Annotated in this window: 14 protein-coding genes; 4 read left to right on the top strand and 10 right to left on the bottom strand. The window is 63.4% G+C overall.

Translation table 11 applies throughout. The annotated features are described in order from the left end of the window. Window positions 1-7 precede the first annotated feature (7 nt). Window positions 8-1,012 (bottom strand): cell division protein FtsX, encoded by a 1,005-nt coding sequence (locus tag MKI86_RS12100; RefSeq protein WP_241601144.1) that lies wholly within the window; start codon window positions 1,010-1,012, stop codon window positions 8-10. After that, window positions 1,005-1,664 carry a cell division ATP-binding protein FtsE gene (gene ftsE / locus MKI86_RS12095; RefSeq protein WP_241601142.1) on the bottom strand — a complete coding sequence of 220 codons (660 nt, stop codon included), beginning with the start codon at window positions 1,662-1,664 and terminating at the stop codon, window positions 1,005-1,007. Before ftsE ends, MKI86_RS12100 begins: the two co-directional genes overlap by 8 nt. A gap of 183 nt (window positions 1,665-1,847) precedes the next feature. Between ftsE and MKI86_RS12090 the strand changes: the two genes are divergently transcribed. The 3 genes from MKI86_RS12090 (at window position 1,848) to MKI86_RS12080 (ending at window position 3,566) form a co-directional block, all read left to right on the top strand. After that, window positions 1,848-2,513: a hypothetical protein gene (locus MKI86_RS12090; protein WP_241601141.1), complete on the top strand. Its 666-nt coding sequence runs from the start codon at window positions 1,848-1,850 to the stop codon at window positions 2,511-2,513. A 46-nt stretch (window positions 2,514-2,559) separates the two neighbouring features. After that, entirely contained in the window at window positions 2,560-3,105 is a 546-nt protein-coding gene (gene hpt, locus MKI86_RS12085; RefSeq protein WP_241601140.1) for a hypoxanthine phosphoribosyltransferase, read from the top strand. Between the two features lie 101 nt (window positions 3,106-3,206). After that, a complete protein-coding gene (locus MKI86_RS12080) occupies window positions 3,207-3,566 on the top strand; it encodes a response regulator (RefSeq protein ID WP_241601214.1) in 360 nt (119 codons plus the stop codon). A 10-nt stretch (window positions 3,567-3,576) separates the two neighbouring features. Here the strand turns inward: MKI86_RS12080 and MKI86_RS12075 are convergent, their stop codons facing one another. The 4 genes from MKI86_RS12075 to argH form a co-directional block, all read right to left on the bottom strand. Then, complete coding sequence (locus MKI86_RS12075; protein ID WP_241601138.1) at window positions 3,577-6,189, bottom strand: TIGR02302 family protein; 2,613 nt, start codon at window positions 6,187-6,189, stop codon at window positions 3,577-3,579. Between the two features lie 106 nt (window positions 6,190-6,295). Continuing rightward, window positions 6,296-7,564: a diaminopimelate decarboxylase gene (gene lysA, locus MKI86_RS12070; protein ID WP_241601137.1), complete on the bottom strand. Its 1,269-nt coding sequence runs from the start codon at window positions 7,562-7,564 to the stop codon at window positions 6,296-6,298. Window positions 7,565-7,628: 64 nt separating this feature from the next. After that, window positions 7,629-7,811: an LPS translocon maturation chaperone LptM gene (gene lptM / locus MKI86_RS12065; protein ID WP_241601136.1), complete on the bottom strand. Its 183-nt coding sequence runs from the start codon at window positions 7,809-7,811 to the stop codon at window positions 7,629-7,631. 102 nt (window positions 7,812-7,913) lie between these two features. Continuing rightward, a complete protein-coding gene (gene argH / locus MKI86_RS12060; RefSeq protein ID WP_241601134.1) occupies window positions 7,914-9,317 on the bottom strand; it encodes an argininosuccinate lyase in 1,404 nt (467 codons plus the stop codon). 35 nt (window positions 9,318-9,352) lie between these two features. Between argH and tlpA the strand changes: the two genes are divergently transcribed. Further along, entirely contained in the window at window positions 9,353-10,033 is a 681-nt protein-coding gene (tlpA, locus tag MKI86_RS12055; RefSeq protein ID WP_241601133.1) for a thiol:disulfide interchange protein TlpA, read from the top strand. Between the two features lie 2 nt (window positions 10,034-10,035). Here tlpA and MKI86_RS12050 read toward each other — a convergent pair whose 3' ends face one another. From MKI86_RS12050 to cysP, 4 genes are all read right to left on the bottom strand, one after another. Then, window positions 10,036-11,058 carry a sulfate/molybdate ABC transporter ATP-binding protein gene (locus tag MKI86_RS12050; RefSeq protein ID WP_241601132.1) on the bottom strand — a complete coding sequence of 341 codons (1,023 nt, stop codon included), beginning with the start codon at window positions 11,056-11,058 and terminating at the stop codon, window positions 10,036-10,038. After that, window positions 11,055-11,951 carry a sulfate ABC transporter permease subunit CysW gene (cysW, locus tag MKI86_RS12045; RefSeq protein ID WP_241601131.1) on the bottom strand — a complete coding sequence of 299 codons (897 nt, stop codon included), beginning with the start codon at window positions 11,949-11,951 and terminating at the stop codon, window positions 11,055-11,057. The genes MKI86_RS12050 and cysW overlap by 4 nt, the downstream gene beginning before the upstream one ends. Window positions 11,952-11,953: 2 nt before the next feature. Further along, on the bottom strand, window positions 11,954-12,781 hold the full coding sequence (gene cysT / locus MKI86_RS12040; RefSeq protein WP_241601130.1) for a sulfate ABC transporter permease subunit CysT: 828 nt from the start codon (window positions 12,779-12,781) through the stop codon (window positions 11,954-11,956). Window positions 12,782-12,852: 71 nt separating this feature from the next. Beyond that, window positions 12,853-13,836: a sulfate ABC transporter substrate-binding protein gene (gene cysP / locus MKI86_RS12035; RefSeq protein ID WP_241601128.1), complete on the bottom strand. Its 984-nt coding sequence runs from the start codon at window positions 13,834-13,836 to the stop codon at window positions 12,853-12,855. Between the last annotated feature and the right edge of the window lie 5 nt (window positions 13,837-13,841).

Genomic DNA, 13,841 nt, shown 5'->3' with positions numbered 1-13,841 from the left:
GCGCGCATTAGGAATCGGGCAGTTGATCGGTACGGGATGGATCCGAGCGGATTTGGTCGATTTCATGGATCGTGCGCATCACCGTGAAGCGGGCCGTCAGCGTGGTGAGGAGCGCGATCACCGCGATGGTTCCTGCAATGCCTAGATAGCCCGTAAGCCCCATGGAAAAGCTGCCGAACAGGGCAGTCGCCTGATCGCTCTGGGGCGTGGCGATCGCCCGCCCCTGCCAGAAACCCGCAATGGCGAAGAACAAGGCGGCCAGCAAGCCGCCGGCAAGCGATCCCTTGAGGCTGATCTTCAGGAAGTGTTTCTGAAATTCGGAGGCGACGAAACCCGCCTCCGCACCCACGAAATGCAGCACTTCCACGATATGCCGGTTTCCCGAAAGCGCGCCCCGGGTGGCAAAGACGACCGTCAGCACCATGGCCGAAAACACCAGAACGAGAACGCCGGTGCCGATGAAGGCGGTCGTTCGCGCCATGGCCACGAGGCGGTCGACCCAGGTGCGGTGATCGTCAAGGAAAGCCTGGGGGATCTTCTGCGACAACGCTGCCCGCATCGCGGTGAAATCCGGCGGGCTCTGCTCGTCGATGGTGACGATGACGAGGCGCGGCACCGGCAGCTCGTCGATATCCAGCCCGTCACCGAGCCAGGGCTCCAGGAGACGCGCGGTGGCAGCCTTGTCGACGATCGTGCCGTCCCGCGTGCCGGTGAAGGTCAGCGCAAGATCGCGCGCGTCTTTCAGCGCCTGTTCCATGTCGAGATTGTCGTCCGGCTTGATCTGGATGGTGATCTCGCGGGAAATCTCGCTCTGCCAGCTCGCGGCCGTTGCGCGCACCATGCTGACGGCACCGAAGGTGAGGCAGGCAAGAAAGGCCATGATGGCGATGACCAGCATCAGCGCGTTGCCGGACACGTTGGACGGCGGCACGATGGGCGCCGTGGGCCGCACGCGCATTTCCGGCCGGCGGGCCGGCTGCTCGGTCTCGGCGGTGTCGCGCATGTCAGTCATAGATGTCGAGCCGTCCCTGCGAGAGGATCATGCGCCGCGCCTCAACCTGATCCATCAGCGACAGGTCGTGCGTGGCGATCACCACGGCCGTGCCGAGCCGGTTGAGTTCGAGGAAGAGGCTGAGCAGCCGCCTTGCCATTGGCGGATCGACGTTACCGGTCGGCTCGTCCGCCAGAAGCAGTTCCGGCCGGTCGATGAGCGCGCGTGCGATGGCCGCACGCTGCTTTTCCCCACCAGACAGGACAGGCGGCAGCACATTGATTCGCTCGCCTAGCCCCACCCACTTCAGGAGTTCCAGCACGTCGGCGCGGTAGCTGATCTCCTCCTTGCCGCGCACGCGCAGCGGCAGCGCGACGTTCTCGTAGGTCGTCAGGTGATCGAGCAGGCGGAAATCCTGGAAGACGATGCCGATACGCCGGCGCAGCATCGGCAATTCGTCGCGCGGGATGGTCGAGATTTCGCGGTCGAAGCTGCGGATGATGCCGCGCGTCGGCTGAAGCGACAGGAACAGCAGACGCAAAAGCGTCGTCTTGCCCGCACCCGACGGGCCGGTGAGGAACTGGAAGGAGCGACGCGGAATATCGAAGGTCAGGTCACGGAGGATTTCCGGTCCCATTCCATAGCGCAGTCCGACATTCTCGAAGTGAATCAAAGGCCAATCCGGTTCTAGAGACGATCACCCAGCGGTACCGCGGCCGACGTCGCACAGGAAAGCGGCTCTTTCACGGTCAGGTTTCCGAAGCATTAACCAGTATGGTTTACGTTTCGTAAGGATTTCATTCAATGCCCGACTTTTCGCCTAGGATTTGCGGGAAGCCGGCGACGGGAGGTGGCGATGAACGCCTTCAAAATCAAGCGCGAAGCGAAAAGCCGGGTCGACGTCCTGCCGCCCGAACCCGGCACGAAGGCCGCAAATCGCGCCCCGCGGTTTTCCAGAAGAATAGAAGTGGTGGACGCCGACTTCGTGGTGATTCGCAGCAGCGCCGCCCGGACGTCGAACGACAATCATCGCAGGCACCCAGCCGCAAACGCCCGCCCCATGTCGGACCATCCTTTGTTCCGGCTGGGTGCGACATGCGCCCGCCTTTGCGAAGCCGGGCTGCAGCGCCTTCCGGGCCGCGCCTTTGCCGGCCTCGTCGCGCTTGCCTTTCTCTTCGTCTTCGCCTTTGCCGGCGGGCTGACCGCGCTCAAGGCAGCCATCCTGCCGACGGCGCAGGCCGATCTGCTGCGCCTTACCGATATTTCCGCGATGGTCGATGACCGCAACGGCATGAAAGTTCTCACCGTTTATGGCCGCCTCGCCAATACGGGTGACAGCGTGAAGATCGTGCCACCGCTCGACGTTATGCTGGAAGGCAGTGGGACGCGCCGCGTCGTGCTCGATGCCGAAACGATCGCGCCCGGTGGCGCCGAGCACTTCGCGCTGCGCATCCCGCACAGCGGCGGAAAAGTACCGAAAGTCTCGGTTTCCCTCGCCCGCGAGGGTGCACCGGCCACCTGACTGTGCTAATCGGCTCCTTCATATCCATTCAGGGAGCCGCCAAGCGATGCAGATTGTCCGCGGAAAGAAGATCGAAACGCTCTACGATGCCGGGCAGATTGCCAAGCGCAACGAGGAGCTTGCCGCACAGATCGCCTCCGGCCCGACGCAGGATCTCCTCGTCATCGCCGTTCTGAAGGGCTCCTTCATCTTTGCGGCCGATCTCACCCGTGCACTGCACGCCGCAGGTCTCGCTCCGGAAGTCGAGTTCATCACGCTTTCAAGCTACGGCGCGGGCACGGTCTCGCAGGGCGTGAAGGTCATCAAGGACATCGACAGCGACGTGCATGGCCGCGATATCCTGCTCATCGACGACATCCTGGAATCCGGCCGCACGCTGAGCTACGCCAAGGAGCTCATGTACGAGCGCGGCGCACGCAATGTCACCATTGCGGTGCTGCTTGACAAGCGCGAGAAGCGCAAGACGGACCTGGAAGCGGACTATGTCGGCTTCGAATGTCCGGATCATTTTGTTGTCGGATATGGCATGGACGTCGCCTATGCCTTCCGCGAACTGCCCTTCGTGGGCGTCGTTACGGGCGACGCGGAATAGAAGGGGAAAACGCACCGCACGCTAATTCCCCCCGTCGTTCGTTTACCGATCGACAAGGAAAGTCTGGTCTTGTCGTACCGGACTGACTGAAAGGGAACATGATGGCGAAGATCCTGATCACGGAAGACGAGGATTCGCTGCGTCTCTTCGTGGCGCGCGCATTGCGGCTGGATGGTCATGAGACCGTGGAAGCGCCCGATGGCGCCGCAGGGCTCGACGCCCTGACCGAAGGCGGTTTCGATCTCCTGCTTTCCGATATCCGCATGCCTGTCATGGACGGCATCGAACTCGCGCATAAGGCATCCGCCGCGCACCCTGCCCTCAAGATCCTGCTCATGACCGGCTATGCCGAACAGCGCGAACGCGCCGACGACCTCTCGTCGAAGATCGTAGATGTCGTGAGCAAGCCCTTCAGCCTGCCGGATATCCGCCGCGCCGTAGCGCAGGCGCTCGCCGCCTGATCACCCACGCTCAACGAATGCCGAGCAACCGCTCCAGATAATCCCGCTCGAAGCCCGGCGCAGCACCCGTGCCGAGGCGGCGGCGGATTTCATCGAGAATTTCGCGCGCCCGCTGAATATCGATCTCTTCCGGAATCTTGGTCGGCCCGCCGGTGTCCGGTCCACGACCATTGACATTGCGATCACGGCCAAGCGGGTCGCGACCGTTGCGCCCGGCCTGCGGAATACCCATACCCGGTCCCTGGCCTTCGCCCATCGCCTGCATCTGGCTCATCATGCTCTGCGCGCCCTGACGCAGCGCCTCCAGCGCGCGGCCCTGGCTGCCGACGGCCGGCTCACCCTGGCCTTCGCCCAGCGCTTCGGATGCGCCCTTCATCTCGCGGCCGGCCTGGCCGAAACCTTCGCCGGGATCGAGCCCCATGCCCTTCAGGGCCTGCTCGACCTCCCCGAGTTGTTTGCCGAGCGCGTCCTGCTGCTCCCTCAGCTTCTTTAGTGCATCACGCAACTGTTCGGCCGTCATCCGGTCCGTGTCCTGCTGGCCGGCACCGTTGTCGCCTTCCTGCTGTTGCTGCTCCCCGTCCTCGCCCGGCATCGGGTCGCCCATCTGCTGACGATCCCGCAGCGCCTGGTCGAGCTTGAAGGTCTGCTCCATCAGCTGTTGTTGATTGCGCATGAGTTCGCCGAGCTTGTCCATCTGCTGGCGCATGGCGTCGTTCTGCTGACCTTGCTGGCCTTGCTGCGGTCGGCCGGCCTGCAGGTTGTTCATCATACGCTGGAGATCGGAGAGCATCTGCTGCGCCTGATCGCGAGCGCCGGAGCGCGCCAGGTTCTCGATCTGGTCCATCATGCGCTGGAGATCCTGTTGCCGCAGAATGCGGCCCTGCTGCTGCGCATTCTCACGCAACTGTCCGTTCTTGGCGGCCTGCCGGGCAAGCTCCTGCATATAGGCCTGCATCGCCTCGCGCAGCTCCTGCATGAGCTTTGCGACCTCTTCGTCCGGCGCATTGCGCTCAAGCGCCTCCGACAGCGCCTTCTGCGCGTCGCGCAGCCGGCGATCGGCGAGCGACAGGTTGCCATCCTCGATGCCGAGCGCGATTTCCCAGAGGTAATCCGCCGCCTCGCGCAACTGGTCGTCCGTCCGGGCGAGTTTCATGCGGGCATTGGCCGATTGCAGCAGCAAATAATGCGTGGGGTTCGGAATGGTCTCTTCCGGCCGGATCATCAGCGCCTCATTGAGCGCAATGGCATGGGGCAGCTGATTGGCGTCGAGAGCGAAAACTTGGCGCTGTTCGGCGACGGCCGCGGCCAACGGCTCGAAGAAGGCCTTTGCCGGCAATACCATTTCCACGGGCTGGCTGCGGCCCTCCTGTCCCGCCGCATCCTTGGCGACGAGCGTGATCTTCACGCGCTTGCCGGCCAGGGGATGTTCGGAAAGGTTGCGGCTGGTCGTGCCCTTTGCTTCGCGCGCCACGCGGCGCGGCAGGTCGAGCCTGTATTCGGGCAACGGATAGAGCGGCCGCGCCTCCGTGGGCTGATCGACCGGCACGATCTCGGCATGGGCCTCCTGAAGCCCGTAATCGTCCTTGGCGATGAAGCTGATATCCAGCGCCGCCGTAACGGTGGCCTTGGGAATGCCGTCGAAGGCGATTTCGGGCACCCGATCAGGTATGACGCTGAACGTCCATGAGCGGCCGTCGACCGTCAGCGTGCCGTCCTTCTGGATGCTGTAATGCATGGTCCTCGCGGCATTCGCGACCGCAACCGCTGGCGTGGTGTCCGTTTTGGCGGCCGCCGCCGTCTCATCCTTCGGCTTGGCCTCCTCCGGGCGGATGGCCGTCGCGGTCGTCTCGCCCGCGGCCTGATAGGTTGCCTGCTCGTTGCCGCTGCCGCCCGTCACACGAACCGTCAGCTCGCTGAACTGCGGAATACGGACGTCGCCCGTCACCGCCTCCCCCTGACCGTTTCCGGTGAGGAAGACGGGCGCGCGCGACGTATGCGCCGGCGGCGTTACCCAAGCGTCGATGCGCACATCCGGCGTGGTCTCGGCAGGCGCGCGGATGGAAACGACATCGGCCAGAAGGCCGCCGCGGTTGGAATAGGAGAAGGCAAAGGCGATGACGACAAGAAGCACAGGCAGCGCACGCAGCGCATGGCGGTCGTGACGCGCGATGTCCGGCTCCGGCGCGCCGGTACGCAGGGCACCGATCATGCGGGCCATGCGCGCCTGGTGCTCGCGCCATAAGGCATCCGCGAAGGCATCGCCACCGGCCGGCCGGTCGTCCTGCACGCGGATAGCCTGGTGGGCGAGCGCATTGCGCCCCTCCAGCATGCGATCGGCCGCATCGACCGATGGCCAGACCAGACCGCGCAGCCGCAGAAGCAGGAGGATTGCGCCGAGGGCGAAGACGGCCAGCGTTGCAATATGCAGCCAGGCCGGCACATGGCGGAAATAGCCGAACCAGGTCAGCGCAAGGAAACCCGCCACGAGCAGCAGGACCGGAAGAAGCCGCGGCGCCAACGCCTCGAGATAGAGCACGACTTTGGCAGCGAGGCGCTTGCCCGCAAGCCGGCGCCCCAGCGGATTGCCGGTCGCCTCCCTCTTGCGCTGCTCTTCAATTGCCATCGTTCACCGCTCGCCGTCGCCTGTTGTCAGGCCTTCGAGGATAACACGCTTTGTGGCGAAGACGAGGGCGCGCGCAAAATCGTGAACGGCATCTTCGGCCGGCAGGTCAGGCAAGCCAGGCCGGAAGCGAGTCGAGACCGATCAGATCGTCATAGGTGGGACGCGGCCGGATGACGTGGAATTCCGAACCGTTGACCAGCACTTCAGGGACGAGAAGACGGCTGTTGTAGGTGCCGGCCTGGACCGCGCCATAGGCACCGGCCGAACCGACGGCGATGAGATCGCCCGGCTTCGGCACCGCCATTTCACGGTCGAGCGCCAGATAATCGCCCGTCTCGCAGACCGGGCCGACGACATCCGCGCGGATGCGAGGCGCATTGGCCGCCGAAATGACGACCGGCTGGATTTCGTGCCAGGCCTCGTAGAGCGTCGGGCGAATGAGATCGTTCATCGCCGCATCGACCACGACGAAGGTCTTCTCCCCGCCGTCCTTCACATAGAGGACTTCGGTAACGAGGATGCCGGCATTGCCGACGATCAGGCGGCCGGGCTCCGTGACGATCTTGCAGCCGAGTCCCTTGAGCTGGTTCTTGACGATTTCCGCATAGGCATCCGGCAGCGGTGGCGGCGCGTTGTCCGTCTTGTAGGGAATGCCGAGACCACCGCCGACATCGACGTGATCGATCGCATGGCCATCGGCACGCAACGTCTCGACGAGTTCGCGCAGCAGCCGGAACGCGTCATCGAAGGGCTGCAGTTCGGTGATCTGGCTGCCGATATGCATGTCGATGCCGGTCACCTTGATGCCGGGCAGCGTCGCGGCGCGGGCATAGACGGTGCGCGCGCGCTCCCAGGAGATGCCGAACTTGTTTTCCTTCTTGCCCGTCGAGATTTTCGCATGGGTGCGGGCGTCCACATCGGGATTGATGCGGAAGGAAACGTGCGCGACCTTACCGGCCTTCACAGCACGGGCGTTCAAAACCTCAAGTTCAGGCTCGGATTCGACGTTGAAGCAGTAGATGCCGGCCTCAAGCGCCAGATCCATTTCCCGCGGCGTCTTGCCGACGCCGGAGAACATGATGCGCGAGGCCGGGACACCTGCCGCGAGTGCGCGGCGCAGTTCCCCCTCGGAAACCACATCGATGCCGGCGCCGAGCCGGGCGAGCGTCTTCAGCACCGCCTGGTTGGAATTTGCCTTCATGGCGTAGCAGACCAGCGCATCGACGCCGTCGAAGGCCTTAGAGAACACCTTGAAGTGCCGCTCCAGCGTTGCCGTCGAATAGACATAGAAGGGTGTGCCGACCGCCTTGGCGATTTCCGGAACCGGCACGTCCTCCGCATGGAGGACACCGTCACGATGCTCGAAATGATTCACGCTTGCAGTCCATTCAGGGCAATTCCGGCAAAGCCAACGTCGTTCGGAATCGCGTTAGGAAAAATTAGAGAAGGGGGTCGAGAAGGAAGCGCCTATCTTCAACCTGCTCGACCTTCTTGCCGTCGACGGTCGTCACGGCCGGCTGCACGCCGGGTCGCTCGAGGTCGCCCTTGCGGCCGCACGCCGTCAGAACCGCTGCAGAAAGGCAGAGCACGAGCGCCAGCTTGCCGATGTCGATGCGTGTCATGAACGTTCCCTGGAATTGCCGGGTGGAGTGGGCAACATCCTTAGCGAATTCGCCCGCCCTTGTGCACCCTTAATCTGCTGATGGGTCCTGCAAGCGCCTTGATCAGTTGCGCTGCCGCCACCAGGCGATCTGCCGGCGAACCTCTGACGGCGCCGTGCCGCCATAGCTCTTGCGACTGGCGACCGAAGCCTCGACCGTCAGCACGTTGAAGATATCGGCGGTGATCGCCTCATGGATCGACTGCAACTCCTCCAGCGACAGTTCGGCGAGATCGCAGCCCTTGCTTTCCGCCAGCGCCACGGCGCGGCCCGTCACATGATGCGCGTCGCGGAACGGCAGGCCCGCCTCGCGCACCAGCCAGTCGGCGAGGTCAGTAGCGGTTGAGTAGCCGGAACCGGCCGCAGCCTTCATCTTGTCGGTGCGAATGGCCATGTCGCGCACCATGCCGGTCATCGCGGCAATGGCGAGTTCCAGGCTCTCGGCGGCGTCGAAGACCTGTTCCTTGTCTTCCTGCATGTCCTTGGAATAGGCGAGCGGCAGGCCCTTCATCACGGTCAAGAGCGCGATCAGCGACCCGTTGATGCGGCCGGTCTTGGCGCGCACCAGTTCCGCCGCATCGGGATTCTTCTTCTGCGGCATGATGGAGGAGCCGGTCGAGAAGGCATCCGACAGGCGGATGAAGCCGAACTGCGGCGTCGACCAGATGACGATTTCTTCCGCAAGGCGCGACAGGTGGACCGAGGCAATGGCCGCGATGGAGAGAAACTCCAGCGCGAAATCGCGGTCGGAGACCGTGTCGATGGAGTTGCGCGTCGGTTCGCGGAAGCCGAGTGCCTTTGCCGTCATGTGGCGATCGATATTGTAGCCGGTGCCGGCAAGTGCTGCCGCACCGATCGGGCTCTCGTCGAGATGCTCGATGGCGTGGCGCACGCGCTGGCGGTCGCGGCCGAACATTTCGACATAGGCCATGCAATGGTGGCCGAAGGTCACCGGCTGGGCGGTCTGGAGATGGGTGAAACCGGGCATGACGGTTTCGGCATGCTCTTCCGCGCGGTCGAGGAAGGCGGCGATCAGGCCGGTCAGCGCCTTCTCGGTCTTCTGCAGCTCTTCCTTCACCCAGAGGCGGAAATCGAGCGCCACCTGGTCATTGCGCGAGCGGGCCGTGTGCAGGCGGCCGGCAGCCGGGCCGATCAGCGTGGCAAGCCGCGCTTCGACATTCATGTGGATGTCTTCGAGCTTTCGCGAAAATTCGAAATTGCCGCTTTCGATCTCTGACAGGATCGTGTCGAGACCGTGAACGATCTTTTCCTTATCGTCCGCCGAAATGATGCCCTGATGGGCGAGCATTTCCGCATGCGCCTTTGAGCCGCGGATGTCCTGGGCATAAAGCTTCTTGTCGAAGCCGATGGAGGCATTTATCTCCTCCATGATCGCATCCGGTCCCGAGGCGAAGCGGCCGCCCCACATCTGGTTCGAGGATTTCGTCTCGGAAGTGCCGTCTGCCATGGGTGCCTGCCTGGAAAAGTGTCCTGGAGAATGAAATGTCAGTAAAGAAGACCTTCGGCCTGCCGGCAGGAAAGCTCATCGCCATTGCCGGCCTTGCCGGACTTCTCGCCGGTGGTGCTGCGATATACGTGACGGAGAGCCTGTCTGGCAATGCCACGGGTGCTGTCGCGTCTGTCGATCCCGCCGCCTGCCCGCTCACCGCCGCCAAGGCCGAGGCCATCACCCCCTTCTCTAAGGGACAGGTCGCCGCCATGAGCACGGTCGACGAACACCGTCCGCTGCCGGAACTCGTCTTCGACGGCCCCGACGGCAAGAAGAAGACCATCGCCGATTTCGCGGGCAAGACCCTGCTGGTAAACCTTTGGGCCACCTGGTGCGTGCCGTGCCGCGAGGAAATGCCCGCACTCAACGCGCTGGAGAAGGACCTCGGCAGCGACAGGTTCGAAGTCGTGGCGATCAACATCGACACCGGCGACGACGAGAAGCCGAAGACCTTCCTCGATGAGACCGGGGTCCATGAGCTCGCCTACTATCGCGATGCGTCGATGGGCGTCTTCAACACGCTGAAGAAGGAGGGCCTTGCCTTCGGCCTGCCCGTCACACTCCTGATGGACGACAAGGGCTGTCTGATCTCGGCCATGAACGGGCCCGCCGCCTGGGACAGCGACGATGCCAAGGCGCTGATCAATGCAGCGCTGACCAGCCCGAAGAGCTGACGTCAGGCCGCAGCGTAAACGCGCGGGCGGCGGATATCGAGGAAGCCCGCATCGCCTCTGCGGTGCGGGAACTCCGGCGCGGTGTCGAATTCCACCGCCTGGCCGCTTCGCGTCATCGCCAGCACGCGGCGCGAATCCGGCCGGTCGATCACGCGTACGATGCTGGCGGCGATGCCCTGCCCGTCCTCACGCCAGGTGACATCGGCCGGGCGGAACAGGATCTGCCCGCTGCCATCTGCAATTCCATCAGCCTCGAACGCAATGCCATCGACATGGGCCTTACCGCCGCGGATATCGGCATCCAGACGGTTGGCGTCACCCAGAAAATTCATCACAAAGGCATCGGCGGGACTGCGGCACACCGCTTCGGGCGTGCCTTCCTGGACGATCTTGCCCTTGTTGAGGATGACGACGCGGTCGGCGAGGTCGAGCGCCTCTTCCTGGTCATGCGTTACGAAAAGCGTGGTGATGCCGAGTTCATCATGGATCTTGCGCAGCCAGCGGCGCAGGTCGCGCCGCACATTGGCATCGAGCGCGCCGAAAGGCTCGTCCAGCAACAGGACGCGCGGATCGACGGCGAGCGCGCGCGCCAGCGCCACGCGCTGCCGCTGCCCACCGGAGATCTGGCCCGGAAAACGATCCTTGAGGCCGCTCAGCTGCACGAGGTCGAGCAATTCCTTCACCCGCGCGGCAATGGCCTGCGGCGAACGCTTGATCTTCGAGACCTTCATGCCGAAGGCGATGTTTTCGCCGACTGTCATATGCGGGAAGAGCGCATAGTGCTGGAAGACGAAGCCGACGCCGCGCTCGCGCACCGGAATATCGGTGGCATTCTCATCGCCGAAATAGATCGCGCCGGCATCGGCATATTCGAGGCCAGCGACCATGCGCAGGATCGTGGTCTTGCCGGAACCGGAGGGACCAAGCAGCGCGACCAGTTCCCCGCTGTCGATATCGAGCGAGACGCCATGCACGGCGCGAAAGGTCTCGAACTCTTTGACCACATTGTCGAGGCGGATCTTCACGGTTTGACCTCCGGAGTGACGGTATCGGCGCCCGCAAGAGCAGAAGGACGCTGGATGCGGCCCGCGCCCTGCCGCTCGAGCGCCACCTTGACGACGAGCGTGACGATGGCGAGGCCGGCGAGGATGGATGCGGCGGCAAACGAGCCCGCCGCGTTGTAATCGTGATAGAGCAGCTCGATATGCAGCGGCAGCGTGTTCGTCTGGCCGCGAATATTGCCCGAGACCACCGAGACCGCGCCGAATTCGCCCATCACGCGCGAATTGCAGAGCACGACGCCGTAGAGCAGAGCCCATTTGATGTTGGGCAGCGTGACTGAGAAGAAAGTGCGCCATCCGCTGGCGCCAAGCGAGGTTGCGGCTTCCTCGAGATCACGCCCCTGCGCCTGCATGAGCGGAATCAGTTCGCGCGCCACGAAGGGTGCGGTGACGAACATGCTGGCGAGCACAATGCCCGGCAGCGCAAACAGGATCTTGATCTCCATCGCCTGCAGCGCATGGCCGAATAGGCCCTGGAGGCCGAAGACGAAGAGATAGGCCACGCCCGCGACGATCGGCGAGACCGAGAACGGGATCTCGATGATGACAGTCAGCAATCGCTTGCCGGGAAAATCGTGTTTGGTGATCGCCCAAGCCGCCGCCACGCCGAAAGCTGTGTTGACGGGCACGGCGATCAGCGCCGTGATCACCGTCAGCATGATGGCATGGCGGGTATCGGGATCGGCGATGGATGCCCCGAAATATGCAACGCCCTTCGAAAATGCCTCGACGCCGATGACGACGAGCGGCGCGACGATCATCAGCCCGACGAGAACGAGGACGAATGTGAGGAGTGCGCGCCGGAAGAGCGGATGGTCGCCCACACGCGGCGGCTTGCCTTTTCCATGATGCGCCATGGTCAGCCCCTTACCGTGTAGCGCAGGGCGCGGGCCTGCATGAAATTGGTGATCGCCAGCATCACGAAGGCCGTCAGGAGCATCACGGAGGCAATCGCGGCGGATGCCGGATAGTCGTATTCCTCAAGCCGGATGAAGGCGAGAAGTGCGGTGATCTCCGTCGAGAACGGCTGGTTTCCGGCGATGAAGATGATCGCACCGAATTCGCCAAGGCTGCGCGCAAAGGACAGCGACACGCCCGCCAGCAGAGCCGGCGTCAGCAGCGGCAGGATGACGGTCACGAAGATCGAGAGATCGCCTGCCCCCAGCGTCTGCCCCGCCTCTTCCAGAGCTGGGTCGAGTTCTTCCAGAACAGGCTGAACCGTGCGCACGATGAAAGGAATGCTCGTGAAGCTCATGGCTACCATGATGCCGAGCGGCGTATAGGCGACCTTGATGCCGATGAGCGATAGCGGCCCGCCGAACCATCCATTGGTGGCAAAGAGCGTTGTCAGCGCAATGCCCGCAACGGCGGTCGGCAGCGCGAAGGGCAGGTCCACCAGCGCATCGACCAGGCGGCGGCCGGGAAAACGGTAGCGAACGAGAACCCAGGCAAGCGACAGGCCGAAGACGAGATTGAACGCCGTCGCCGCAAGCGCACAGGTGACCGTCACGCGGTAGCTCGCAACCGCACGGTCGGAGGAAATGATCCGCCAGTAATCCTCAGGCCCGAGGCTTGCCGCCTTGAAGACGAGCGCGGCCAGCGGCAGCACAACGATGATGGCCACATAGACGAGGGTGATGCCGAGCGCGAGCGGCAATCCTGGCAGTACACGCCGTCTCAAGCGCATGGTCCTTTCTCATGGCAACAACCGGCGGGTTTCTAGCCCACCGGTTGCCCTACAAACAATGGTCGAACGGATCAACGGCTGCCGTAGATTTTGTCCAGCGTGCCGCCTTCGGCGAAGTGCTCTTCGGAGATCTTCTTCCAGCCACCGAACACGTCATCGACATTCACGAGGCGGATTTCCGGGAACTGGTCCTTGAATTCGGCAGCGACCTTTTCGTCATGGACGCGATGGCCGAATTCGGCGGCGATCTTCTGACCCTCGGGCGCATAGAGGAAATCCAGATAGGACTTTGCGAGGTCACGGCTGCCCCTGGCATCCGCTACCTTGTCGACGATTGCGACCGGAAACTCGGCAAGCAGCGAAACGGAGGGCACGACGCTCTGGAACTTGTCTTCGCCATACTGCTTGGCGATCGACTTGGTCTCGGCCTCGAAGGTGATGATCACGTCGCCGATCTCGCGCTCCACAAAGGTCGTCGTCGCCGCGCGACCGCCCGTGTCAAAGACCGGGACATTGTCGAAGATCTTGGTAACGAATTCCTCGACCTTGGCCGGATCGTTGTTGAAGGCTTCCTTGGCATAGGCAGTGGCGGCCAGATAGGTGTAGCGCGCATTGCCCGAGGTCTTCGGGTTGGGGAAGATGACCTTCACGTCGTCGCGGGCAAGGTCAGACCAGTCCTTGATGTTCTTCGGATTGCCCGCGCGAACGAGGAAGGACGGGAAGGAGTAGAAGGGCGACGCATTGTTCGGGAACTTCTGCTGCCAGCCTTCCGCAACGAAGCCGTTCTTCACGAGGAAGTCGATATCCGTCACCTGGTTGAAGGTCACGACATCAGCCTCGAGGCCTTCCACGATGGCGCGCGCCTGCTTGGACGTGCCGCCATGTGACTGGTCGATCGTAATGCCCGGATGCTGCTTGACGAAGGCTTCGTTCTCCGCGGCAAAGAGTTCGCGCGCAACGTCATAGGAGGCGTTCAAAAGCTTGTCGGCGGCATGCGCGGAAATCGGAGCGGCAAGACCGAGAAGGGCCGCGCCGAGAAGGAGAATGCGTTTCATCTGAA

Source organism: Shinella sedimenti, from assembly GCF_022601905.1.
Classification (GTDB): Bacteria; Pseudomonadota; Alphaproteobacteria; order Rhizobiales; family Rhizobiaceae; genus Shinella; species Shinella sedimenti.
This window is presented reverse-complemented; position numbering and strand designations above follow the sequence as displayed.

Coding starts and splice junctions, on each gene's coding strand:
- argH (WP_241601134.1), bottom strand. CDS start 9,317: ATGGCAGACGGCACTTCCGAGACGAAATCCTCGAACCAGATGTGGGGC.
- MKI86_RS12075 (WP_241601138.1), bottom strand. CDS start 6,189: ATGGCAATTGAAGAGCAGCGCAAGAGGGAGGCGACCGGCAATCCGCTG.
- hpt (WP_241601140.1), top strand. CDS start 2,560: ATGCAGATTGTCCGCGGAAAGAAGATCGAAACGCTCTACGATGCCGGG.
- tlpA (WP_241601133.1), top strand. CDS start 9,353: ATGTCAGTAAAGAAGACCTTCGGCCTGCCGGCAGGAAAGCTCATCGCC.
- MKI86_RS12080 (WP_241601214.1), top strand. CDS start 3,207: ATGGCGAAGATCCTGATCACGGAAGACGAGGATTCGCTGCGTCTCTTC.
- MKI86_RS12100 (WP_241601144.1), bottom strand. CDS start 1,012: ATGACTGACATGCGCGACACCGCCGAGACCGAGCAGCCGGCCCGCCGG.
- cysT (WP_241601130.1), bottom strand. CDS start 12,781: ATGCGCTTGAGACGGCGTGTACTGCCAGGATTGCCGCTCGCGCTCGGC.
- cysW (WP_241601131.1), bottom strand. CDS start 11,951: ATGGCGCATCATGGAAAAGGCAAGCCGCCGCGTGTGGGCGACCATCCG.
- lptM (WP_241601136.1), bottom strand. CDS start 7,811: ATGACACGCATCGACATCGGCAAGCTGGCGCTCGTGCTCTGCCTTTCT.
- MKI86_RS12090 (WP_241601141.1), top strand. CDS start 1,848: ATGAACGCCTTCAAAATCAAGCGCGAAGCGAAAAGCCGGGTCGACGTC.
- cysP (WP_241601128.1), bottom strand. CDS start 13,836: ATGAAACGCATTCTCCTTCTCGGCGCGGCCCTTCTCGGTCTTGCCGCT.